This window comes from Actinomadura rubrobrunea NBRC 15275, assembly GCF_001552235.1.
GTDB classification, from domain to species: Bacteria; Actinomycetota; Actinomycetes; order Streptosporangiales; family Streptosporangiaceae; genus Spirillospora; species Spirillospora viridilutea.
On sequence record NZ_BCQU01000027.1, the window covers coordinates 13,046 to 36,969 of the forward strand.

20 protein-coding genes and 1 pseudogene are annotated in these 23,924 nt (G+C 73.3%); 14 read left to right on the top strand and 7 right to left on the bottom strand.

The features are described from left to right. Positions 1–48: 48 nt before the first annotated feature. Positions 49–1,158 (bottom strand): WYL domain-containing protein, encoded by a 1,110-nt coding sequence (locus AR3_RS30440; RefSeq protein ID WP_067912542.1) that lies wholly within the window; start codon positions 1,156–1,158, stop codon positions 49–51. Positions 1,159–1,302: 144 nt separating this feature from the next. Between AR3_RS30440 and AR3_RS10990 the strand changes: the two genes are divergently transcribed. From AR3_RS10990 to AR3_RS11000, 3 genes are all read left to right on the top strand, one after another. Further along, a complete protein-coding gene (locus AR3_RS10990; protein WP_067912545.1) occupies positions 1,303–1,695 on the top strand; it encodes an ArsR/SmtB family transcription factor in 393 nt (130 codons plus the stop codon). Next, positions 1,692–2,177: an SRPBCC family protein gene (locus AR3_RS10995; protein WP_067912549.1), complete on the top strand. Its 486-nt coding sequence runs from the start codon at positions 1,692–1,694 to the stop codon at positions 2,175–2,177. The genes AR3_RS10990 and AR3_RS10995 overlap by 4 nt, the downstream gene beginning before the upstream one ends. 74 nt (positions 2,178–2,251) lie before the next feature. After that, complete coding sequence (locus tag AR3_RS11000) at positions 2,252–2,815, top strand: dihydrofolate reductase family protein (protein WP_083951289.1); 564 nt, start codon at positions 2,252–2,254, stop codon at positions 2,813–2,815. A 71-nt stretch (positions 2,816–2,886) separates the two neighbouring features. On the opposite strand, the gene AR3_RS11005 is transcribed toward AR3_RS11000, so the two are convergent. Further along, positions 2,887–5,589: a hypothetical protein gene (locus tag AR3_RS11005; RefSeq protein ID WP_067912552.1), complete on the bottom strand. Its 2,703-nt coding sequence runs from the start codon at positions 5,587–5,589 to the stop codon at positions 2,887–2,889. Positions 5,590–5,749: 160 nt separating this feature from the next. Here AR3_RS11005 and AR3_RS11010 point away from each other — a divergent pair, with 160 nt between their 5' ends. Then, positions 5,750–6,736 carry an EamA family transporter gene (locus AR3_RS11010; protein WP_083951291.1) on the top strand — a complete coding sequence of 329 codons (987 nt, stop codon included), beginning with the start codon at positions 5,750–5,752 and terminating at the stop codon, positions 6,734–6,736. Positions 6,737–6,813: 77 nt separating this feature from the next. Here the strand turns inward: AR3_RS11010 and AR3_RS11015 are convergent, their stop codons facing one another. Beyond that, the gene (locus AR3_RS11015) at positions 6,814–7,584 is read right to left on the bottom strand and encodes an ABC transporter permease (protein ID WP_067912555.1); all 771 of its coding nucleotides are present in this window, start codon (positions 7,582–7,584) and stop codon (positions 6,814–6,816) included. A 30-nt stretch (positions 7,585–7,614) separates the two neighbouring features. Continuing rightward, positions 7,615–8,598, bottom strand: a complete 984-nt coding sequence (locus AR3_RS11020; protein WP_067912558.1) for an efflux ABC transporter ATPase subunit, DrrA-related — start codon at positions 8,596–8,598, stop codon at positions 7,615–7,617. Between the two features lie 100 nt (positions 8,599–8,698). On the opposite strand from AR3_RS11020, the gene AR3_RS11025 reads away from it, so the two are divergent. The 5 genes from AR3_RS11025 to AR3_RS11045 all read left to right on the top strand — a co-directional run bounded on the left by AR3_RS11025 (position 8,699) and on the right by AR3_RS11045 (position 15,846). Next, entirely contained in the window at positions 8,699–9,550 is an 852-nt protein-coding gene (locus AR3_RS11025) for a TetR/AcrR family transcriptional regulator (RefSeq protein ID WP_083951293.1), read from the top strand. A gap of 51 nt (positions 9,551–9,601) precedes the next feature. Beyond that, the gene (locus AR3_RS11030; protein ID WP_067912562.1) at positions 9,602–10,924 is read left to right on the top strand and encodes a hypothetical protein; all 1,323 of its coding nucleotides are present in this window, start codon (positions 9,602–9,604) and stop codon (positions 10,922–10,924) included. Continuing rightward, complete coding sequence (locus AR3_RS11035) at positions 10,921–11,970, top strand: ARPP-1 family domain-containing protein (RefSeq protein WP_217998514.1); 1,050 nt, start codon at positions 10,921–10,923, stop codon at positions 11,968–11,970. The genes AR3_RS11030 and AR3_RS11035 overlap by 4 nt, the downstream gene beginning before the upstream one ends. A 403-nt stretch (positions 11,971–12,373) precedes the next feature. Next, positions 12,374–14,215, top strand: coding sequence for a glycoside hydrolase family 3 protein (locus tag AR3_RS11040; protein WP_067912565.1), 1,842 nt, complete (start codon positions 12,374–12,376; stop codon positions 14,213–14,215). A gap of 341 nt (positions 14,216–14,556) precedes the next feature. Continuing rightward, entirely contained in the window at positions 14,557–15,846 is a 1,290-nt protein-coding gene (locus tag AR3_RS11045; protein WP_227023284.1) for a cytochrome P450, read from the top strand. A gap of 1,099 nt (positions 15,847–16,945) precedes the next feature. Here AR3_RS11045 and AR3_RS11050 read toward each other — a convergent pair. Then, positions 16,946–17,713, bottom strand: a complete 768-nt coding sequence (locus tag AR3_RS11050; protein WP_067912571.1) for a hypothetical protein — start codon at positions 17,711–17,713, stop codon at positions 16,946–16,948. 447 nt (positions 17,714–18,160) lie between these two features. Here AR3_RS11050 and AR3_RS11055 point away from each other — a divergent pair, with 447 nt between their 5' ends. The 3 genes from AR3_RS11055 to crcB are packed head-to-tail and all read left to right on the top strand — an operon-like array spanning position 18,161 to position 19,316. Further along, positions 18,161–18,658 (top strand): fluoride efflux transporter FluC, encoded by a 498-nt coding sequence (locus AR3_RS11055; RefSeq protein WP_067912574.1) that lies wholly within the window; start codon positions 18,161–18,163, stop codon positions 18,656–18,658. Then, a complete protein-coding gene (locus AR3_RS11060) occupies positions 18,655–18,954 on the top strand; it encodes a putative PII-like signaling protein (protein WP_146150338.1) in 300 nt (99 codons plus the stop codon). The genes AR3_RS11055 and AR3_RS11060 overlap by 4 nt, the downstream gene beginning before the upstream one ends. Continuing rightward, positions 18,951–19,316 carry a fluoride efflux transporter CrcB gene (crcB, locus tag AR3_RS11065; RefSeq protein ID WP_227023283.1) on the top strand — a complete coding sequence of 122 codons (366 nt, stop codon included), beginning with the start codon at positions 18,951–18,953 and terminating at the stop codon, positions 19,314–19,316. The genes AR3_RS11060 and crcB overlap by 4 nt, the downstream gene beginning before the upstream one ends. A 255-nt stretch (positions 19,317–19,571) precedes the next feature. Here crcB and AR3_RS32105 read toward each other — a convergent pair. Next, positions 19,572–19,992 (bottom strand): annotated as a pseudogene (locus AR3_RS32105) (RNA ligase family protein); the annotation flags it as partial. Positions 19,993–20,040: 48 nt separating this feature from the next. Here AR3_RS32105 and AR3_RS11075 point away from each other — a divergent pair. Beyond that, entirely contained in the window at positions 20,041–21,594 is a 1,554-nt protein-coding gene (locus AR3_RS11075) for a bis-aminopropyl spermidine synthase family protein (protein WP_067912580.1), read from the top strand. Between the two features lie 484 nt (positions 21,595–22,078). On the opposite strand, the gene sigJ is transcribed toward AR3_RS11075, so the two are convergent. After that, positions 22,079–22,966 (bottom strand): RNA polymerase sigma factor SigJ, encoded by an 888-nt coding sequence (gene sigJ, locus AR3_RS11080; protein ID WP_067912583.1) that lies wholly within the window; start codon positions 22,964–22,966, stop codon positions 22,079–22,081. 483 nt (positions 22,967–23,449) lie between these two features. Here sigJ and AR3_RS11085 point away from each other — a divergent pair, with 483 nt between their 5' ends. Continuing rightward, positions 23,450–23,917 (top strand): Rrf2 family transcriptional regulator, encoded by a 468-nt coding sequence (locus AR3_RS11085; RefSeq protein WP_227023281.1) that lies wholly within the window; start codon positions 23,450–23,452, stop codon positions 23,915–23,917. Positions 23,918–23,924: the final 7 nt, after the last annotated feature.

Below are 23,924 nucleotides of genomic sequence, written 5' to 3' on the forward strand. Positions count from 1 at the left end.
CCCGCGCGCCGCCCGCTCGCGACGCGCGTTCGCCCACGACAGCGGGCGTCAGGGGAGCAGGGGGCAGCGGTCGACCACCCACAGCTCGTCGTCTTCTTCCAGGTCGACGGGACGTTCGGGGGGTTCGGCCAGGCGGTCCAGGTGCCATTCGATGTGGGCCAGGGGGCCGCGCCATCCGGCGAGCAGGTCGGCCAGCGGCCGCTCGAGCCCGGGAGGCCCGCCCGGGCGGGGGTCGGCGACGGGACGCTCCCACAGCGCGTCGTCGCATCCGGCCGCCCAGTGCCCCAGGCCCGTCAGCTCCTCCAGCAGGTCGCGGGTCAGCTCTCCCAGCGACCGCAGCGCCATCGCGTCCTGTATCATGCGTTCGCGCTCCTCGGCCGGCACCGGCCGGGCGAACGCCGGCGGCACGTCGGACCGCGGCGGCTCCGCCCCGTCCGCCGCCGACCGGATCGCCGCCGCCTGCCACCGCGTCCACTGCGCCAGATGCCCCAGCACCGTGCGCAGCGCCGCGGCGCCCGGTCGGCCGTCGCGCACTTCCTCGGCCGCGTCGCGCAGCCGCGCGCGCACGTGCTCCAGACGGTCCAACGTCCAGGCGCGGGCGCGTCCGGCGCCGGTCGGTGCGCGCGGGCCGTCGTCGGCGGGCGGACGCGGCAACGGCACCCGCAGCGCCGCCAGCAGCTCGTCCAGGTCGCGCGCGCCGGCGGCGCGGCCCGACAGGCAGGCGGCGCCGATGCGGTCGACGCGGAACATGCGCGGCCCGTCGCGCATGCGGCACCAGCCGACCAGGTACTCGGCGTGCGGGCCCAACACCAGGCCCTGCGCCTCGACGTCGCGGAAGGTGCGCCGGCCCGATCGGTCGGTGTAGGCCAGGCGCACGACGCGGCGGGAGCGCACCGCGGCGGCCAGCGTGTCGCGCACGGGGCCCACCAGCGACTGCGCCTCGCTCAGCGGCGGCGGCGCCGGGTCGGGCGGCAGGACGCGGCCGCGGCCGCGCTCGGACCGCACCGGCAGACCGCCGCGGGTGAGCAGCTCCAGGTCCCGTCGCACCGTGCGGCCGCTGACGCCGAGCCGTTCGGCCAGCTCGTCGACGGTCAGGGGATCGGGGGAGGCGGCGCGCAGTTCGGCGACGAGGGCGAGCAGCCGGTCCACACGGTCCACGCCACCATGGTCGCCGACGCCGGCGACATCATCCCTTGCCTCGAAGCGCGATTCGCGGACCGTGCGCGCTCCCGGCCCCGCCCCGATTCCAAGGTTTCAGCGCGCCTTGTCCACTGTCCCCGATGGCCGCTAACATACAACCAAATGGTTGTAGATGAGCTGACCGACGAGGTCGTGGACCACCTGTTCCACGCGCTGGCCGACGCCACCCGCCGCGACATCGTGCGCCGCTGCGTGCGCGAGGAACTGTCGGTGTCGCGGCTGGCCGAGGCCTACCCGATGAGCTTCGCCGCGGTGCAAAAGCACGTCGCGGTGCTGCATCGGGCCGGTCTGGTCACCAAGAGGCGCAGCGGAAGGCAGCAGCTCGTGCGCACCGACCTGGACGCCGTGCGCCGTGCGCGGCAGGTCCTCGACGAACTGGAGGCGACCTGGCGGGCACGGGTGGACCGCATGGCGCGGCTGCTCGCGCACGACGACGCCGACCCCGCGGCGGACGACCCCGCGGCAGACGACCGCGGCCGAGGAGGAAACCGATGAGCGTCACCCGCGTCGACAAGGACTTCGACACCCTGACCCTCACCGTGGTCGCCGAATTCGACGCGCCGGTCGAACGGGTGTGGCGGCTGTGGGACGACCCGCGCCGGCTGGAGCGCTGGTGGGGGCCGCCCGAGTTCCCGACCACCGTGGAAGAGCACGACCTGACCCCCGGCGGCACGGTCACCTACGTCATGACCGGCCCGGACGGCCAGAAGTCCCGCGGCTGGTGGCGCGTCACGTCGGTCGAGCCGCCCACGTCCCTGGAGTTCATCGACGGGTTCGCCGACCAGGACGGCGCGCCGGTCCCCGACATGCCGACCAGCACGGTGCGGGTGCGCCTCACCGAGCACGACGGCCGCACCCGCATGGAGGTGCGGTCGATCTTCGACTCGCGCGAACACATGGAGAACCTGGTGCGCATGGGCGCGGTCGACGTGTTCGCCCAGTCGATCGACCGGATGGACGCCCTGCTGGCCGACTGACCCGCTCGCCGCCGACACGCCCGCGTCCGCCGGCGCCACGGACACCCCCCGCCCGACTGGAAAGGAGCGCACCCGTGCGCAAGTTCAAGCTGCAGCTGCAGGTCAGCGTCGACGGCTACATGGCCGGCCCCGACGGCCGGATGGACTGGATGACGACGCCGTGGACCGACGACGTCGACGCCTACGCCGACAAGATCAGCGAGTCGGTCGACTGCATCGTGCTGGGCCGCCGCCTCGCCGAAGGGTTCATCCCCGCCTGGCAGGCCGGTCCCGAGGGCGAGACGCAGGAGTCCATCGACTGGATGAACACCACGCCCAAGGTCGTCATCTCCAACAGCCTCACCGAGTCGCCATGGGACAACGCCGTCGTCGCCGGCGGAGACCTCGCCGAGACCGTCGCCGAGCTCAAGGCCCGGCCGGGCGGCGACCTGATCACCTACGGGGGCGCCGCGCTCGCCCGAGAGCTGATCGCCAAGGGGCTGCTCGACGAGCTCCACCTGTTCGTCAACCCGGTCGCGCTCGGCACCGGAACGCCCGTGTTCCCCGCCGGGGACTCCTACCACCGGCTGCGCCTGGTCGGCTCGCAGTCGTTCGACTGCGGAATCACCGCGCTGCACCTGGAACCCGAACGCTCCTGACCTCCGGCAGGCCGCGCCACGGGCCGCTTCCTCGAGCGTCCGATGCGCGGCCTGCCCCGCGAGGGGGCGGGTCAGCCGGACAGTTCCGCGGCCAGCCCCTCCAGGTCGGACGCCGTCAACGTCAGGGCGTCGACCTCGTCGATGGCCTGCGTGGCGTCCGCCCGCCCCAGGCGGCGGGTGACGGCCCGGTCCAGGTAGGCCTCGACCAGCCGCGCACCGGTCAGCCGGCCCCGGCCGCGCAGCAGCCCCAGATCCCGGTGCACGACCTCCCAGGCGTCCGGGCCCAGCCGCACCCGCCGCTCCTCGGCGAGCAACGCCAACAGCCCCGCCCGCACACGCGGCTCGTTCATGTCCGGCAGCCGCACCGCCCGCAGGTCGGCCATCAGCTCCGGCGACGCCGCCGACAGCTCGGCCACACGCGCCGGCGCGCACGTGGCCAGCAGCGTGGTGTCGCTGACGCCCTCCAGACGCGCCTCGTACAGGCGCTCGGCGTAGGCGCGGCCCTGCGGGTCGTCGAGGACCAGCGCGTCCAGCCCGTCGAGCAGCAACGCGTGCCCGGCGTGCTCGTCCAGCACGCCGCGCAGCCCCGCCGGGCCTCGGCCGCGGACCTCGTCGGCGTGCACGCCGTGCACCTCGCCGCTGCACACCCCCACCTCGGCGAGCGCGCGGGCGACCATGCGCGCCAGCCGCCGCTGCCCGCTGGACGGCGCGCCGATCAGCAGCAGCGCCGGCATGGACGCCGTCGACACCTCCTGACCGCGCAGCCGCCGCGCCCACTTGCCGCGGCGCCGCACCTCGGTGACGACGCGTTCGATGTCGTCGGCGCCGCACAGGAACCGGATGCCGTACGCCTCGGCGATCTGCGGACCGGCCTCCAGCGACGGCGCGGGCGGCACGGGCGGCGGCGGCTCCGACACCGGCACCGGCGGGGGAGGCAGCGGATCCCGCCCCTCCTCCGGATCGACCTGCGTGGCGAACGCGCCCGGATCCAACTGCGTGGCCACCGCGCCCTCCTGAGCGTCCCCGAGCACACCCGCCGGACCGGCGCCCGGCTCCGCACCCGGGTCCGCGCTCGGCCACACCGGCGCCGTCGGCGGCGCGGGCGGAACCGGCGGCGGAGGCGGCACGGACGCCGCAGCGCGCCGCTCGCCCGAACCGTCCGGAGACGAACCCGAAAGCCCCGCCGCGGGCGGCGGCTCGGGAGCCGCGGATTCGGCACCCCCCGCGGAAGAGGAGGCAGAGGGAGGGGAGGCAGAGGGAGGGGAGGGGGGCGGCGGCTCCGCCGGGGACGGGGCGACCGGCCGGTCGGCGGCCTCTTCGGCGGACTTCTCCGCGGCCTGCCGCTCGGCCGCCAGGTGCGCACGCGCGGCCTTGATGATGTCCCACGCGCTCAGCTCGTCGGTGGACGGCGGGGAGTGCAGGGCCGGGCTGGTCAGCTCGGCCGCCACCGCCTGCGGCACCGCGAACCCGGTGGCCGGCGGCGGCACCTGCGCCAGGCGGCACCAGGTCAGCCCGATGGTGTAGGTGGTGGCCAGCAGCCACGACAGCGCCTCGGCGTCGGTGCTGCGCAGCGCCTCCGGCAACCGGCCCTCGCGCGGCCACAGCGCGCGCAGCGGGTTGGCCGGATCGGTCAGCACCGCGTGCAGCGTGCGGGCGCTGTCGGGGTCCAGCCACCGGTGCAGCGCGGGCAGCGCGTTCGGCGCGGCCTGCAGGTCGGCTGCCAGCAACGCGACCGCGGCGCGGCGCACGTCGTCATGCGGGCGGCCCCCGGTCGGCACCGGCGCCCGGGACCCGGTCAGCCCCGCCACCGCCTGCTGCAGGTCGTACAGCGCCAGCCGCAGGTACTCGCCGGGGGCGGCGTCGCGCACCATCGGCATGGCGAACTCGGCGGGGCAGCGGCGCCGCCACTCCTGCAGCATCGCCGCGGGACCGTAGCGCGCCGTGGCCATGTCCTGATGCACCAGCCGCAGCGACGCGGCCGTCACCGCCGCCAGCGCGTCGGCGCCGGGACGGAACCGCGCGTCGGCCTGCAACCCGACGGCCACCTCGTACATGACCCGGGCGATGTGCGCGGCCCCGGCGCCGTCGCCCGCCTGCAGGCGGTTGATGTAGTACCCGGCGAGGGTGCCGAAGTCGGGCGGCATCATCCAGTGCAGCCGCTCGGCGGGCGTGGTCAGGAACGGGACGAACGACTCGATGAGCGGGTTCTCCGTCAGCACCACGGGCGCGCCCGCGCACCACAGCAGCGAGCTCCAGGCCGCCGCCACCGTGCTGGGGGTGCCGGGTTGGAACATGGGGTCCTGCTGGGCGAACTGCGCGGGGTTGACCGCCCACGCCGTGGTGAGCGCCTGCTGGATGCGCGCGACCACCGCCGTCTCCGGCGGCGCGCCCAGGAACCCCAGCGAGGCCACGCGCCCGGCGGTCAGGTCCGGGCCGGTGGGGAACAGCTGCGGCGGCACGGGAGGACTGCCCGCGCCGCGCGGCGCCGGCTGGGCCACGCGCCGCTCCCCGGGGTCGGTGGGGGGAGGGCACGGATGCCAGACCCCGTCCAGGCCGCAGCGGTACCAGCGCCCCCAGGCGCCGAACAGCCACCACTCGCCCGATCCCCACAGCATCCGCGCGACCACCTGCTCGGCGCGCTGCTGCGGCGCAGCGGTGCGCCACCAGGGGGAGGCCACCAGCTCGCGCACGTTGGCCTCCACCGCGGTGAAGAGGTCGCCGGCCGTTCCGCCCCCAGTTCCGCCGAGTCCCGCCCCGGCCGCGTACCAGTTCACCCCGCGAATAGTAGTCGTCCGCGCCGACCTCCCACGGGCCCCGCCGACCGCCCTCGGAGCCGCCGCGCTCGGCGTCCGGGCGCTCGAGGCGGGACGCACGTCGACGCTGTAAGGAGCGTTATGGCAGGATGCGCATGATTTGCGGAGAGGGGGATGAGCCATGCGGAATGCGGCGCGCACGCGCACCGCGGGTCTGGCTCTGGCGGTGCTGTCGTCGGTGTGCTTCGGCGCGTCCGGCCCGTTCGGCAAGGCCCTCATCCACGCCGGGCTCACCCCCTGGCAGGCGGTGTGGCTGCGCATCGCCGGGGCCGCGCTGGTGCTGGTGCCCCTGACGCTGCTGCTGCGCGGCCGGGCGGCGGCGCGATCGGTCCGCCCCCACCTGCCGCAGGTGATCGTGTACGGGCTGACCGGGGTGGCCGGGGCGCAGGCGTTCTACTTCGTCGCCGCCTCCCGGCTGCCCGTGGGCGTCGCCATCCTGCTGGAATTCTGCGGACCGATCCTGGTGCTGGGCTGGATCCGGGTGGTGCGGCGCGCCCCGGTGCACCGCTCGGCCGCCGCGGGCGTCGCCGTCGCCATGGTCGGCCTGGCGATGGTGGTGCAGGTGTGGACCGGGCTGCGGCTGGACGCCCTGGGCCTGGCGGCCGGCCTGGGCGCCGCCGCCTGCCAGGCCGGGTACTTCCTGCTCATCGACCGCCTCACCGGCCAGGTCGACCCGCTGGTGATGACCGCCTCGGGCACGCTGCTCGCCGCCGCCCTGCTGGCCGCGCCCGCCGCGCCCTGGGCCCTGCCCTGGGACGTGCTGCCCGACTCGGTGCCCGTCGGCGGCCACGCCGCGCCCGGCTGGCTGCTGGCCGCCTGGATCGTCCTCGTCAGCACCGTGCTGGCCTACCTGACCGGCGTCGCCGCGGTGCAGCGGCTGTCGGCCCAGGTCGCCGGGGCCATCTGTTACACCGAGGCGGTGGCCGCCACCCTCATCGCCTGGGTCGCCCTGGGCGAGCGGCTCGCGCCGGTGCAGCTGGTCGGCGGCGCCATCGTGCTGGCCGGCGCGTTCGTCGCCCAGCGCGCCGCCGCCGATCCCGCCGTCACCGGCGTGCGCGCCGACCCCCGGGCGGCCGAGGACGCGGCCACCGCCGCCCTCCCCCGCTGACCCCGCCGCCGGCGCCGCGACGGTGCCCCGTCCCGGCCTCTCCACGGCTTGCGAACCCCGGCGGCGCGGCGGTTCTGTCAGGCGGTCTCGCGCACGAACCGGCGGGCTCCCCACCACACCGACGCCGCCACCAGCACGACGGTCACCGCCGTGCCCACGACGACGGGCGAGGCGGCGTAGTCGCCCAGGAACGCCGCGCGCACCGCGTCCACCACGTAGCGCAACGGCGTGCAGCGCGACACCGCGTCCAGCCATCCCGGCGCCATGCTCATCGGCAGCAGCATCCCCGACAGCAGCATCAGCGGCAGCGTCACCGACGACAGCAGCGACGCGAACGCGTCCTCGCGACGCGTGACCATCGCCAGCACGTACGACAGCGACGCGATGCCGGTCGCCAGCAGGACCGCCAGCGCCAGGCCGATCAGCAGCCCGGGCAGCGGCGCGCGCAGCCCCAGCGCCAGCCCGGCCGCCAGCAGCAGGATCGCCTGCACGACCAGCACGGTCGTGTCGCGCAGCACCATTCCGAGCAGCATCGCCGCCCTGCTGACCGGGGTGACCCGCAGCCGGTCCACCACGCCCGCGCGCAGGTCCGCGATCAGAGCGAACCCGACGAAGCCGGAGCGGAACAGCACCAGCTGCACGAGGATGCCCGGCACGAACACCTGCCAGGGATCGTGGTCGCCGAACCCGCGTACACCGTTGAGCCGTGTCAGCAGCGGCCCGAACAGCAGCAGGTACAGCAGCGGCTGCAGCATGCCGAACACCACCGCGACCTTGGTGCGCAGCGACGCACGCAGGTGGTGCATGTACAGCAGGCGGGTGTCATGCAGAGCGCTTGCGATGTTCATGAGAGATCTCTCCTCGCCGTGGAACGGATGTCAGGCGGCGGCTTCGCGCAGGGAGCGGCCGGTGAGGGTGAGGAACACGTCGTCGAGGGTGGGACGCGCCATCCGCAGCGCCGCCACCTCCACTCCCGCGGCGTCCAGCGACCGCACCAGCTGCGCCAACGCGCGGTCGCCCTGGTCGACGGTCAGCCGCACCGACGTCCCCGTCACCACCGCCTCGCGCACCTGCGGCAGCTCCGCCAGCGCGGCGCGGGCGCGGGCGGTCGCCTCGACGTCGCCGGCGTCCGCCCGGTCGCCGTGGTCGGGGACGGCCAGGTCGAGCGTGACCACGTCGCCGGACACGCGGCGTTTGAGCTCGTCGGGCGTGCCCTCCGCGACGATGCGGCCGTGGTCGATGATGAGGATCCGGTCGCACAGCGCGTCGGCCTCCTCCAGATAGTGCGTGGTCAGGAAGACCGTGGCGCCGTCCTCCTCGCGCATGCGGCGGATGTGGTGCCACAGGTTGCCGCGGCTGTGCGGGTCCAGACCGGCGGTCGGCTCGTCGAGGAACATCAGCGGCGGCCGGTGCACCAGCCCCAGCGCCAGGTCCAGGCGGCGGCGCTGCCCGCCCGACAGTGCCTGCGCCGGGCGGTCCAGCAGGCCGTCCAGCTCCAGCTGCGCGCACAGCTCGGCGATGCGCTCGGTGGGGCGGGGCACGCCGTACAGCCGGGCCTGCAGGCCCAGCTCCTCGCCCACCGGGACGCCCGGGGCGGCGCCGCCGCCCTGCGCCACGTAGCCGATGCGGCGCCGCACGCCCGCCGGGTCGGTGCGCAGGTCGTGCCCGGCCACGACGGCGGTCCCGGCGGTGGGCGCCAGCAGCGTGGTGAGCATGCGCAGCGTCGTGGTCTTGCCCGCGCCGTTGGGGCCCAGGAACCCGACGATCTCGCCGCGCGCCACGTGGAAGTCGACGCCGCGCACCGCCTCGACGGTGCCGCGCTTGGTGGTGAAGGTGCGGGCCAGCCCGCTCGCCTTGATCACGTCTGCCTCCGACATCGGTGAGGGAACGCCCGACAGAGTAACCACAAACTTGGAGCGACTCCAAGTTTGTGGTGAGTCCATGAAGGATAGAATCCCTCGCATGGCGGACGAGCGCGAACGCAGCAGACGGGCCGGGCGCCGAACCGCGGGCGAACAGCGGTCCGCGCCCGGCGACGCACCCGAGGGCGCCCCCGACGACGCGGCCGCCTCGGGCGGCGTCGAACGGCTCGGGCTGCGCGAGCGCAAGAAGCTCGAGACCAGACGGCGCATCTCCGACATCGCCACCGGCCTGTTCCTCGAGCGCGGCTTCGACAACGTCACCATCGCCGACGTGGCCCGCGCCGCCGACGTGTCGCCCAACACCGTCTTCAACTACTTCAAGACCAAAGAGGACCTGTTCTTCGACCGCCAGAAGGAGGTCGTCGAGGACGCCGCGCGGGCGTTCGCCGACCGCGCCCCCGGAGAGTCGGCGGCGGCGCTGTTCCGCCGCCGGTTCCTGGAAGGGCTGGACGCCCACGACCACCGGACCGGATTCCACGAGGGCGCGGAGACCTGGGCCCGCACCATCCGCGAGAGCCACGCCCTGATCGCCAAACAGCTGGAGATCGGCCATCGCGCCCAGCGGCGGCTGGCCGACCGGCTCGCCGACGAGACCGGCGCCGACGCCGGCGACGTCACCCCGCGCATCGTCGCCGCCATGATCTTCGCGGTGCAGCAGACCCTGATCGGGGAGATCCTCGAGCGCACCGCGGCCGGCGAGTCGCTGGAGGAGATGCGCGCCGACGTCCACGCCGCCGCCGAACGCGCCTACGACCTGCTCGAACACGGCATCGGCGGCTACGCCGTCAAACCGGGCGGCGACCGCGGCGGCGCGGAGCCGGACACCGCGCGCCCCGCCGTCCCTCACCGCACGTCGCAAGCGTCCCCGCCGCGTCCCGACGACGGAAAATAGGTGTTCGGCCGCTCGCCGCCGTTCTTACACTCCCTGGGTGCGGAGGCAATCATGGACACCCCCACGCTCCTCACCCACCTGGAGTCGCACGCCGTCCCGCTCACGCTGCCCCGAGGCGGCACGCTGCGCTGGGACGACGCCGACCTGCACCGCGCCGCATACACCGCAGACCCCGAGGGCTACGCGCTGCTCGGCCTGACCCCCGGCGTGCACCCCTGGCAGCGCGCCCGCGTGCTGCTGCAGGTGCTGGCCGCCTCCCAGGCCGGGTTCGACGACGCCACCCGCGCCACCTTGGCCCGCGTCGCCCGCGTGCTGACCCTGGGACTGCCGCCCGCCCACGTCATCACCGTCCTGCTGGCCCTGCGCCGCCTGCGCGCCAACCACAAGCACACCACCCGCGCCACGCTGCGGTTCGTCCTGGAACACCCCGACGCCGACGCCCTCATCGCCGCGCGCCGACCCGCCCTGCGCGACTGCTTCGAACACGCCCTGGGCAAGACCACCGCCCGCGGCTGCGCCCGCCGCATCGCCGACGGCGACACCGGCTCCGACTACCTGCAACGGCGGCTGCTGCGGTTCCTTACCGCACCCCGCCACGCGCTCACCCGCGTCCCCGCGCTGTACGCGGCGGCACCGCAGACCGGCTCGACCCCGCACGACCCCGTGCTCGCCGTCGAACGCCCCCGCCCCCGTCCCGGCACCGTCACCGCCACCAACCGCGGCGACATCGCCGCCACCCTGGTCCACCTGTACCGGGGCGGCCCCGCGGAGGAGCTTTACGTGGCGCTCGGCCGCTACCTGGCCGACGCCGTCGCCGCCTACCCCCGTTTCCAGGGGACCGTCGCGCTGGTCCTCGACGCCTCGGCGTCCATGCGCGGCTACGGCGACCGCGAATGGGCCCTGATGTCGCAGACCGCGGCGCTGCGCATGGTGCTGTCGCAGATCTGCGAAAGGCTGGAGGTCGTGGAGGTCGGCGGCGAGGAACGCCTCCCGCGCGGCGCCACCGACCTGGCCACCGGCGTGCTGGACGCGCTGGCCGCCGGCCCCGACCTGGTCGCCGTGGTGTCCGACGGCTACGAGAACCTGTTCCCCGGCGACCTGGCCCGCGTCGCGGCGACCCTGCCGCGCATCGGCGTCACCACCCCCGTGGTGTTCTGCCACGCCATGTTCACCGCCACCGACGACCTGTCCCTGCGCCGCCCCGCGCCGGCCCTGCCGCAGCGCGGCTTCTGGCACCAGGACGACTTCGACGCACTGCTGCCATGGATGTTCGGGCACTGCGCGGCCGGCGGACCGTGGCTGCGCGCCGCCCTGCGCACCCGCCTGGACGCCCTCGACCGGCAGGCCGCACAGATCGGAGGGACCGCCGCGTGACGCTGCACGACACCCCCCGCGACGCCCCCGCCGTCCCGAGCACCGCCGCGACGACGCTGGACACGCTCATGCCCGGCCCGCTCAGCCTGGCCGGGCACCGGCTCGGCACCCCGCAGCGCGCCGGAGCGCTGACCATGGTGCCCATCTCCGGGCCCGCCTACCCGGGGATCGTCCCGCCGCGCCGCGGCCTCAAGCTCGCCCGCGTCGACGGCTACGGCCGCGTCGAACTGCACAACGGCGCCGCCGACGGCGTGGCGATCGTCCCGCTGCACATCGGCTACATCCAGGACGCCGCCCAGAACCACGCCCTGTGCCGCTCGGCGTTCATCGCCCCCGGGCAGAGCCTGATGTTCGACGACGCCTGCTGCGTGCAGGCCTCCCAGGGCGGCTACCTCACCGCGCGCGACCAGTGGTTCTTCGTCCTGCCGGTCGAGCTGCGCATGCGCGCTCTCCAACTGCGCGGCGTGCACGACTACGCCAAGCTGTGGGGCGACATCGCCGCCCTCAACGAGCGCTACGGCCTGCCGGCCCGCGGCCACCTGGAACAGATCCTGTCGCGCAAGCGGCCCGTGCTCACCCAGTTCCAGAGCCGCATCGAACTGCAGCCCGGGCAGCTGGGCGCGGTGTTCTTCGTGGACGGACACCTGGCCGGAGTGGAACTGGCCCCCGACCCCGAGTACTTCGCCGACGTGTGGCCGGCGCTGGTGTGCTTCGCCTACGGCGTCGCGGCCTGGCATGCCGAACGGCAACGCCGCGCCAAGCACGCCCCCGCCGCCCCCGTCGCGGCGCAGCCGTTCGAGGCCACCACTCTTTCCGAGCTGCGCGCCGCGCTCGACCGCGACCGCGCCGCCCGCATCGCCCAGGTCGCCGACTGGCTGGCCGACGTCCCCACCGGCCCCCTGCAGACCACCGAAGAGGAGCGGTACCTGAACCTTCGACTGTCCACGGTCACCGGCCCCCACCTGGCCGGACAGGTCGTCACTGACGGCGACCGCGCCGTCTACGCGTCCCTGTTCGCCCCCTGGCCGGACCGCACCGCGCAGTAGGACGGGCCGCCGCGCCCCCGCGCACGGCCGGAACCGGCCGCAGCCTCGCCGGACCGCGCCGCGGGAGATCCACGGCAGAAACCGGTTGCCTCACGGACCCGCGGCCTACTTGAATGGCGAGCGGGAACTGCGCCGGGCACCCGGAGAGAACCCAGGTTCCACATCTGGTGGCCGTATTTCCGTCGGTCTTGCTCTTCGGGGGCGCGCCGGCCGCCCGTCCCGCTTCCCGCCCCGCCCACCCGCCCCCCGGGCCGGGCGACGGCGGCCGCACCCGAGGGCGGCGGCGAGCATCATCGTCGACGTCTGCCGTTGACGGGCCTCACGGGGATGTCTAGCGTTCCGGAGAGAACGCGTGATCTTGGTCGTCCCGGGGCGGGCGACGAAGCCACCGCAGGGAGCCGTCATGCACCGTCGCCGACGCCTGTCCCTCCTGGCCGCCACGAGCCTGGCCGCCGCCCTGATCGTCCCCGGAACCGCAGCCGCCGACGGCGCCGCGCCCGGCAAGGACCCGCGGCTGACCCGGCTCCTCAAGGCGATGACCCTGGAGGAGAAGGCCGCCCAGCTGTTCGTGCTGCAGGTGTACGGCAAGAGCGCCGACACCACCGACCCGGCGGACGTGGCCCGCAACCGCCGCCTGTACGGGGTGGACAACGCCGCGCAGCTCATCGCCCGCTACAAGCCCGGCGGCATCATCTACTACAGCGTCGACCCCGCGAACGTCGACAACCCCCGCCAGCTGGCCGCGTTCTCCAACGGCATCCAGCGCGCCGCCCTCGCCCAGCGCGTCCCGATCCCCGCCCTGATCTCCATCGACCAGGAAGGCGGCATCGTCGCCCGCGTGCAACCGCCCGCGACCCAGTCGCCGGGCGCCATGGCGCTGGCGGCCGGACGCCGTCCCGCCGACGCCCGCGCCCTGGCCGCCGTCACCGCCCGCGAACTGCGCGCCATGGGCGTCAACACCGACTTCGCCCCCGTCGCCGACGTCAACGTCAACCCCGCCAACCCCGTCATCGGCGTCCGCTCGTTCGGCTCCGACCCCGCGCTGGTCTCCCGCATGGTCGTCGCGCAGGTCGACGGGTACCGCGTCGGCGGCGTGGCGCCCACCGTCAAGCACTTCCCCGGGCACGGCGACACCGTCACCGACAGCCACATCGGGGTGCCGCGCATCGAGCACACCCGCGAACAGTGGGAGCGCCTCGACCTGCCGCCGTTCCGCGCCGCCATCGAACGCGGCGTCGACGCGATCATGACCGGGCATCTGGTCGTGCCGGCGCTCGACCCCTCCGGCGACCCGGCCACCCTGTCGCGGCCCATCCTCACCGGCATCCTGCGCAAGCGCCTCGGGTACCGCGGCGTCATCATCACCGACGCCCTGGACATGCAGGGAGTGCGCGACAAGTACGGCGACGACCGCGTCCCCGTGCTGGCGCTCAAGGCCGGCGCCGACCTGCTGCTCAAACCGCCCGCCGACGCCTCCGGGGCCGGACTGTTCCCCACGCAGCTGCGCGCGGTGGTCGAGGCCGTCAAGAGCGGAGAGCTGACCGAACGCCGGCTCGACGAGTCCGTCTACCGCGTCCTGGAGCTCAAGCGCAAGCGCGGACTGTTCCGCGACCCGTTCGCCGACGAGTCCAAGGTCGACCGCGTCGTCGGCGCGCCCGCGCACCTGGCCGCCGCCCAGCGCGCCACCGATCGCACCACCACCCTGGTCAAGAACGACGCCGGGCTGCTGCCGCTGCGCCCCGGCGCCCGCCGGGTGCTGGTCGCCGGATGGGGCGTCGCGACGACCCGCACCCTCGGCGAGGAACTCGCCCGCCGCGGCGCCACCGCCACCGTGCGCGAGACCGGGCTGAGCCCCACCCAGCAGCGCATCGACGAGACCGTCGCCGCGGCGCGCGACGCCGACCTGATCGTGGCGGTCACCAACCGCGCCTGGGACGCCGAACCGTCCACGCCCACCGAACCGCACAACGGGCCGGGCCAGATGAACCTGGTCAAGGCGCTGGTCGCGACCGGCAAACCGGTCGTGGTCATCGCCGTGCGCGACCCCTACGACATCGCCTACTTCACCGAGGCGCCGACCTACCTGGCCACCTACTCCTACACCGCCGAGGCGCTGCGGTCGGCGGCCAAGGTGATGTTCGGCGAACTGAACCCCTCCGGCAGGCTGCCGGTGACGATCCCGGTGCGCGACGCGCCCGACCAGGTCCTCTACCCCTTCGGGCACGGCCTCGGCTACACCCGCTGACCGGCGTCCGGGCCGCCCTCCGGAGTGCGCGGAGGACGGCCCGGACGAGAACGGCTCGGCGATCTCCGCCGCCCGTCCACGCCCGAGCCCGCATGCCGGTCGCCGCCGACGGCGCGTGCCGTCTCACCCGCTTGCCGAACACAGCCGCCTGCCAAGCCGCAGGACACAGGCCGAGATGCAGCGGCAGCCCGACGCACCCCCTGCTGATGAGCGACATCAACCTCAATTAGCATGAATGGCGACAAAGAGTGCATATCGGGTCACATGGCATATCGGAGGCATTGACGTAACCGGACGCTTACTCAAGCATGGGGGCAGGGACGAGGGAAGGTGACCTCACGGTGACCACCGAGCGGACCGACCCGGCGATCGACACCGTCGACCTCAACGACCTGCGCTTCTGGGCACGCCCCCCGCACGAGCGCGCCGCGGCGTTCGCCGCGCTGCGCGCCCGCCCCGGCCCGGTGCGCTTCCCCGACCCGCCCATCCCGTTCACCCGCCGCGGGAACGGCTACTGGGCCCTGGTGCGCCACGCCGACGTCGTCGAAGCCAGCCGCAACCCGCAGATCTTCAGCAGCGAACCCAACGCCACCAGCATCATCGACTCGCCGAGCTGGCTGAACCGCTACGTCGACTCCATGATCAACATGGACGATCCGCGGCACGCCAAGATCCGGCGGATCGTGTCCCGCGCGTTCACCCCGCGAACGCTCGCCAAGACCGAGGACGACGTGCGGCGCCGCGCCGCCCGCATCGTCGACGACCTGATCGCCTCCGGCCCCGGAGACTTCGTCGCCAAGGTCGCCGTGCGGCTGCCCGTCGAGGTCATCTGCGACATGCTCGGCATCCCCGACCGCTACCAGCCGCGCGTCGTCCGGCTCACCAACATCGTGCTGGGCAACACCGACCCCGAATACACCGGCATCACCCCCGACCTGGGGCGCGTGCGCACCGGCCTCGGCCTGGCCAAGGTCGCCTGGGCCGCCCGCGCGCTGCACCGCCTGGCCGCCGCCCTCGGCCGCGAACGCGTCGCCGAACCGACCGGCGACCTGACCTCGGCGCTCGTCACCGCCGACATCGACGGCGAGAAACTGTCGGCGCGCGAGTTCGGCACGTTCTTCCTGCTGCTGGTGGTCGCCGGCAACGAGACCACGCGCAATGCCATCGCCCACGGGCTCAAACTGCTCACCGACCATCCCGACCAGCGCGAACTGCTGCTGGACGACTTCGACGGGCGCATCGCCGGCGCCGTGGAGGAGATCGTCCGCTACAGCACCCCCGTCATCTGCTTCCGCCGCAACCTCACCCGCGATTACGAGCTCAACGGCCGTCCCCTGGCCAAAGGGGACAAAGTCGTGCTCTTCTACAACTCCGCCAATCGCGACGAGGCCGTCTTCACCGATCCCGACCGGTTCGACATCACCCGCTCACCCAACCCGCACGTCGGGTTCGGCGGACCCGGACCGCACTACTGCCTGGGCGCCAATCTGGCCCGCCGCGAGATAGCGATCATGTTCCGGGAACTGTTCACCCGCCTGCCCGACATCCGCGCCGACGGCGATCCCGACCTGCTGCTGTCCAGCTTCATCAACGGCATCAAACGCCTGCCCTGCACCTTCACCGCCCCCTGAGCCGCCACCGCCGGCTGTCGCGGCGGACCGCTCGGTGCGGCCGATGTGGGCCGCACCGAGCGGCATGCGAGCGGGACCCGCAGGCGGCATCTCCGTCCCACGGGCCGGCAGGAAGAGAGCATCGGCCAGGACCGCGGTGCCGGGACCGATGCGGCCGCGCAGGCCCTATGAAGGATTTCCGGGCCCGTCGAGGGATCGGCCATCCACCCGGCGGACGTGGGAACGCGCCCTGACGCGATCCTCATCGACCGCGTCGAAACCCACGTCGACCGGCACGGCTTTCGCCTGTGGGCGCCTGCTGGGATCACCACCAGCGGCTGCACCCGTAGGCATCACACGCCCGGATGGAGACGCCATGGGCGCCGCGATAGACATACCGCTTGCCCAGCTTCATTCTTTTGTGCGTCACTCTTCCGGACTGCCATCGGATGTACATTTCGGCCCACACCCGTCCCGGAGGCGAAGCCACCACCCGCCGGAGCCTGCCGTTGTAGACGTGGCGTCCGACACATCTCCATGACTTCTCTACGCCGACATACCATTTCGCCGGCGAGTACAGCTCCGTGGCCGCGGAACCGCTCCTGCAGGCCATGACCCGGTCCCCGACCGATTCCCCTGTTGCGGCGGCTGTCTCTGCCGGGGCGAGAAGAACCGCGGTGCCGACCGCCAAGGCGATCGTCGCCCGTGAAGTGCGCATGAGAACCCCGATGATCCCACTTCTGCCATCGACGCCGCCCCCATCGCAAGAGTAATGGATTGACTACGGAGAGTTAATGTCGCATCGCGTCGAACGGCAGGAGACGGGGGACGACCTATCACTCACACGGGCCGGGACGCCAGGCGTGAAGTGTCACCGTCGGCCCTTGGCCGGTGCGGGTGCGATCTCCTGTCGCGGTCGTGCGGTGCGGGTTGGAGGTGGGGCGGCAGGCACGTCCAGTCGCTCATTGGACGGTTCGGGAGACGCACGGTGGCGCGCAACCGGAAGCAGATAACCGGGACGCATAGGCTTGCCGCGGAGTCCGCCGCTCTTCCGGATCATGTACGGGCCGAAGCGCCTGCCACCACCGCGAGGCGGTGCCCCTGACCGCGGGACGGACGGTCAAGGGGTGGACGTGTCACCGACGCGTCTGGCCGCGTCGGCCGCATGGCGCAGGGCGGACTCGATCTCCGAGGCGTCTTCGGCCAGCTCCTCGATCCGTTCGGCCGCCAGTTCGTGCGCGACCGTGCGGGCGAGGAGTTCCTCGTAAGCCTCGTTGCGCTGTTCCAGTTCGAGGATCTCCGCGCTGTTGTCGGGCGGCGGCAGGTTCCGCAGCTGCTCTCGCCTATAGACGGCGTCGGCCGCCGCCGTACTCGCGGCGTACTTCTCCAGCGCCTCGACCCGTTCGGTGACCGCCGCCACGGAACGGCGCAATGCTTCGCGCTGCGGGGCGAACCGGGACTTCTCCATGGGCGTCAGATCGGACGCGCGAAGCCGCCGCTGTTCCTCCCGCATTCGGGAATGGGTCATCAGTGTCTGGGCGATCTCCCACTCCTCGGCGGGGAGAGTCAGCGCGTTGTCGATGCCGTCGAGCAGCCCGGCCTTGTTCACCTCGGATTCCAGCACCGTGTCGATCGCCTCCTGCGCCCGGCACAGCAGGATCTTCGCGTCCGGATCGAGGTCGGCCGCCACGATGTAACGGCCGTGGTACTTGCGGATGAGACGGACGACGGAACCGCCGAGCAGCACATGCAACCGGCCGGGCACAGGGCTCGTGGCCGGTGTCAGCACGTCCTGGTTCTCGCGCAGGGCCCGACGGTCCTCCGCGGGAACGGCCGGATCGACGGCCACCCGTGGATGCGCCGAGTCCGGCAGGTACGACAGGGACATGCGGCAAAGAATGTCAGAAACCAGTACAGCTTGATGGCTCAGAGACGCGCCGGCCGGGACGGGGGAGCACGATAATTTTCCCGCCGATCCGCGCCGATCTGGAGGTCCCCGGCTCGACCAGGCACGGCTCGACCAGGCACGGGCGGGCGGACAAGATCAGATACCCCACCGTGATGCCCGAGCACCCCGCCATCCGGGTGTCGGTCGAGGAAGACGGCGGTGTGGCCGCGGGATCGTCGAGTGGTGAGGATCCCTCAGAGCGCTGGGGCGCCCGAGGCGTGGACACGACAAGCGACGGGGGCCGCTATGCTGGGCGAGCCCGGCGACCTGTTCGCAGGCGACACGCGGTGGTGGGGCCCACCGCCCCCGTCCGACAGGCGGGGCAACCGCGTCCAAAGACGCCAACGGTCCCTACCGATGACATCGTCGCACCGGTAGGAGATTGCCATGCCCGACGCCCCCACCGCGCCCCGAGTCTCCCCGCGCGTTCACCGGCCCGGCATCCGGCGCCGCGTGCCGTGGGCGACGCTGGCGGTCATATCTGTCGGTGGTATGGTCGGCGCGCTCGCCCGCTACGGCATCGCCGCCTCCTTCCCACATCGGCCCGGCGAGTTCGCCTGGGCGACCTTCTGCGTCAACACCGCCGGATGCCTGCTGATCGGCGTGCTCATGGTCGTCATCACCGAGGTCCGGCAGGCGCACCGGCTGCTCCGCCCGTTCCTGGGCGTCGGGGTGCTCGGCGGGTTCACCACCTTCTCCACCTACGTCGTCGACGTCCAGACCGCCCTGCACGCCCACGCGCCCCGCATCGCCTTGCTGTACCTCGCCGCCACCCCCGTCGCCGCGATTGCCGCAGTGTTCACCGGGGTCCGCCTGACCCGCGCTGCAGCCCGGCTGGCGGCACGCCGCCGCCAGGACGCCGTCCCACTGGAAGGACGCCCGTGACGACGCTTCTGAGGACTCCCGTGAAGCTGCACGGCGCCGCGCTGCACCCGACGATCTTCGTGGGGTACGAGAACGTGCCCCGCGGCGGCGCCACCGACCTCGCCGGTGCCGACCTGCTGCACGGGAGCGAGGACTGCGGGGCGTCCAGCCACGTCGACACCTCGCGCTTCGTGTCGCTGGCGGTCGTGGACGTCACGGATTGCGCCCGCGCGTTCCTTCTGGTCACAAAGCGCCTGGACAGCATTGAGCTGGGCGAGGCAACCCGCTGCAACGATTCCGCTGAGGTGCACTGGTGAGCATCCCGTCCGCGCTGCTGGTCGCGCTGGGTGCAGCGCTGGGCGCCCCGTTGCGCTACCTGGTCGACCGCATGGTGCAGGCCCACCACGACGGCCTCTTCCCCTGGGGCACCTTCACCGTCAACATCACCGGATCGGCGCTGCTGGGCTTCCTGGCGGCTTTGCCTGCTGGAGACGGCACGATGGCGCTGGCCGGCACCGGGTTCTGCGGTGCGCTGACCACCTACTCGACATTCGGCTACGAGACGCTGCGCTTGGCCGAGGACGGAGCCCGCGTCCACGCGGTGTTCAACGCGGTCGCCTCGGTGGCCGCCGGGCTCGGCGCCGCCTACTGCGGCATGGCCGTCGCGCAGGCCCTCTGACCGAACGAGGCGGCACGTCCGCGCACGGCCGACGACACTTGGTGACGGCTGCTCGGCAGTGCCGTTGCCTCGGCCCGCCGAACATGTTCATGAGGGCGGCGCGCTGATCGCTTCCAGCTTGTCCCAAGTGATGTTCGAGCTGGTTGAAGCGGCGTTCGATGACGTTGCGGCGCCGGTGGCAGTCGCCTCGAAGTCACAGCGGCGGTGCCCGCGCCGGGCCCGGGCGGCCAGCTGGTCGGACCGCTCGGTGCTGGTGTGCGGGATGCGCTGCCGCCTCAGATAGAAGCGGATGATCGTGTGCTCGGCGTACAGCCACTCCCCGTACAGCACGTACCGGTCGCGCCGCCGCGGCCACAGCGCATGCCGCACCGACGCGGCCCACGCCTTGAACAGATTGAACTGCTGTTCGCGGGGCCCGCCGGTCAGGAAATGCCCGCGGCTCTGCAACCGCAGTTCCCCGTCGGCGCTGAAGCCGATCCCCGCGTTCGCCCCGTCCAGCTTCTCCTCCACCCAGGTATCGGCCGGCGATTTCCCGGAACGGCACGGCGGCGACGTCATGGTCGCCGGGCTGCAACCGGGCCCCTGGATGTGAGCGGGTCGGGGCTACTTGTGGAGCACGCCGACTGTTGTAACCGACCCTGTATCGGCCGACCAACCGAATTTCCCCCGATAGCATTCGACAGTGAGCGAAGGGGGAGCACCGGGGCTGCCTGTCGCGGCCGACATGGATCCCAGGAGGCTGCACACCGCGCTCAGCCTTCTGGCGGACCGGCGATGGTGGACGATGGCGGATCTGATCCGCCGCACGGCCGCGCCCAGGCGGTCGGTGGAGTCCCTGCTGGAGGCGCTGGCCGTGGAGCGCGCCGACGACGGCCGGTTCCGCCTCACCGCCGAGCAGGCCGAGCGGATCGCCGAAGCGTTGCGCACCGGGCACCGGCCGTTCGACCCCGCCGACCCCGTGGGGCACCTGCTGCCCGAGCACGCCGACGTGGTGGAGCGGATGAGGGAGCTCATCCGACGGGCGCCGCGCGGACGGCACGTCCTCGACCACGTCGCCGCCACCCCCGACACCGTGGTGCGCCGCGCGCTGCTGCTGGGCGCCCGGTTCTGGCTGCCCGGCGCGCGGCTGCTGTGCGTGGGCGACCACGACCTGACGTCGCTGGCCGTCGGCCTGATCCACCCCGGTGTCGAGACGACCGTCGTCGACATCGACGAGCGCATCCTGGCCTACATCGACGAACGCGCCGCCGAACTCGGGCTCGACGTGCGGACGCGCTGGGCCGACCTGCGCCTCGGCCTGCCGCCGTCGGCCGCCGCGTCCGCCGACATCGCCGTCACCGACCCGCCCTACACCGCCGAAGGCGTCGGGCTGTTCGTGGCCCGCGCCCTGGAAGGGCTGCGCGACCACGGCAGCGGCCGGGTGGTGCTGGCCTACGGGGCCAGCGACCGCACACCGGCGCTGGCGCTGAAGGTGCAGAACGCGTTGCGCGACCTTCACCTCGTCACCGAGGCCGTCTACCCCGACTTCAACCGGTACTTCGGCGCCGAGGCCATAGGCTCGGCCGCCGACCTGTACCTGCTGCGTCCCACCGGCAAGAGCCTGGCCGCCGCCACCGCCCGGGCCCGACGGTTCAGCGCCGCGATCTACACCCGGGGCCCGCAGGCCGTCGAGTCCCGGACGACGCTGCGGATCTCCGCCGATGATCTGTCCGGGCTGCGGCCCGATGTGCTGGTGGGGGAGTGGCCGACGCACGTCCTGCCCGGTGTGCCGCGGGCCCGGCTGACGACATGGCTGGCCAAACCGTATGCGGCGACCGTCCGGCACGCCGCCGTCGCGCTGCCCGCCGGGCTGGAACGGGCGCTGGCACGGGTGCTGCTGGCCACCCGCGCCGAGCACGTCCGGGTGTTCCTCGCCGAACCGGTCGCCGATCTGGCGGCGACGGCCGCGCTGCTGCGGCCCGTGTACGAGCTGACGGCCCGGGGCCCTGTGGTGGACGCGGTGCGCTGTGCGCCGCCCGCCGCGGAGGACGAGACGGCCCGCATCCTGCGCGCGATCATGGACAGGGCGCACGGGAAGGTCGCCAACGCCTGGCGGGACGCGCTGATCGGCCTGCGCGGCGACCTCACCAAGCGGCAGGCCCGCGCCCTGGTCGCCGAGACGGCGCCGTGGGCGCGCGATGTCACACCGCTGGAATTGCCGGCGCACCGGTTGCGCGAGCTGCCCGACGCCGTCCGCGCGTCGCTGCAACGCCTCGCCGCCGCACCGGCGGCGGGGTGAGGCGATCGGCCGCGCGTTCCAGGTGACGCCGTTCGAGCAGGGCCGGGGTCGGCCTGGAAGCCGTACCGATCGCGGCCGTACTCACCCTGGACATCCTCGAATCCAGTCCCACCACGGACGCTGGGCACCGACCTCGTTGTCGTTTCGGTGTTGTCGTTTCGGTCTGCGCGGCGTCGGCGCTGGGGGAGGCCGACACCGAACTGGGCGTGACGTGGGGGCGTCGCCGTGGTCGGCAGCGTGGCCGCCGTCACCTACCGCGGCCGGCGCGGCGAGGCCGTCCGGCGGGACGCTCGCGACACCCTGGCAGGCGCTGTGCCGGTGGCCGAGCCGCCGCCCATGCCGGCTCCCGACGCCTGCTAAGGATGCCGTCACCGCCGGGATGGCCGCCTCGGTCCTGTTCTGCCTGGCCATCGCACTGCTCTTGGCGATGAATGCGGCGCGGGTCGGCGCCGCGTCCCGTCCACCGGACGATTCGAGCGGTAGGTCACGACGCGTCCAGGACCGTCAGGTCGAGCGCGGACAACCGTTCCGGGTCGGCCAAGACGTCCACGGCAACGATCTTTCCGTCGCTGACCGTGAAGCTCAGAACCGAGAACGGGCGGCCGTCGCGCGTCGACACCAGCCCGGCCGCCCCGTTCACCAGCGCCGGATACACCGACCCGGCCCGCTGCGCGTAGATGAGCGCTTGCCGCGCCGCCTCCGCGGCGCCGCGGATCACCTTCACCACGCCCGGACCGGCCGCGCCGCCTTCCACCCGCACGACCACGTCCGGGTGCAGCACCGCGACGAGCGCATCGAAGTCGCCGCCCCGCGAGGCCGCGAGGAACGCCTCGACGACCGCGCGCTGTCGGCGCGGGTCGGGGTCGGGCTCGGGAACGGCACCGCGCACCCTGCCGCGCGCCCGGCTGGCGAGCTTGCGAGCGGCAGTGGGGGTGCGGCCGACGATCGGGGCGATGTCCTCGAAGGGAACCCCGAACATGTCGTGCAGCACGAACGCCAGCCGCTCGGCAGGCGACAGCGACTGCAGCACCACCAGCAGCGCCAGCCCCACCGAGTCGGCCACCAGCGCCTCCTGCTCGGGATCGACCCCGTCGGCGCGGCTGACGACCGGGTCCGGCAGGCCGTGCTCCAGCGGCGTCTCCCGCCGTGACGTGCGCGAACGCAGCATGTCCAGGCACACCCGGCCGACGACCGTGGTCAGCCAGCCGCCCAGGTTCGCCACCTCGCTGGTGTCGGAGCGGCTCAGCCGCAGCCACGCCTCCTGGACGGCGTCCTCGGCCTCGCTGAGCGAGCCCAGCATGCGGTAGGCCACCGCCTTGAGGTGGGCACGGTGCTCCTCGAAACGCGCGGCCAGCAGATCACGTTCGTTCATCTCACAGATCCTTCACCAGGGACATCACCGCTATGACGGATCCCGAGGCGTCGATGTGACCGGGGCGGAGTGCTCTTGACGACGGTTCGGCTGGCGACGGCGGGTGGCGCGGCCGTGCTCTTCGGAAGCCAGGCGGATGTGCCGTTCTCGACGGCCCACACTCCCTCGTGTCCACCAGTGCGCGAAGTATGCGAGCTGTATGTCAATGCGGTGGACGGGTTCCAGGGCAACGGTCACGGACCCGGCCGGGAAGAAACTGTCGGCGGGCCTGGAGGGGCCGATCACCACAGCGGCCGTCGGCGGCAGGGACGGGCACCGGGGCCTGACCACGGCGCGGGCACAGTCCGTCGGCGTTCGGGCGGCGCGCTCGACGGAATCAGGCAGGCGGGCCAGGGAACCGTCACGGCATGAGGGATCACCCGCCAGGCGGTGCGATGACGCCGGTCCCCGCAGCCCGCGTCCGTCGTAACAAATACTGTTACGATGAGGTTCGAGAGAACGAGGCGGGTGGAGACCGGCGTGAGCGCCAACAGCAGATTGACCATCGCGGTGCACGCCCTGACATGGATCGGGCTGTATCGGCGACGCGGCCACGAGGTCGCCACCTCCGAGCAGATCGCCTCGAGCGTCAACACCAACCCGGTGGTGATCCGCCGTCTGCTGGCCGCGGTGAGCAAAGCCGGCCTGGTCGCGTCGCGGCGGGGCGCGGGGGCGGGCTGGATGCTCGCGCGGGACCTGTCGGAGATCACTCTGCTCGACGTGTACCAGGCGATCGACCCGGGACCGATCTTCGCCCTGCATCGCACGACGCCGAACCAGGAGTGCGTCGTCGGCCACGGCATCGGCCCGGTATTGACCGCCGTGTACGACGACGTGGAGGACGCCCTGCGCAGCGAGCTGGCCAAGACCACCTTGGAGGACGTGCTCCGGGACGTCCTCAAGGTCGCCTGACCTCGGA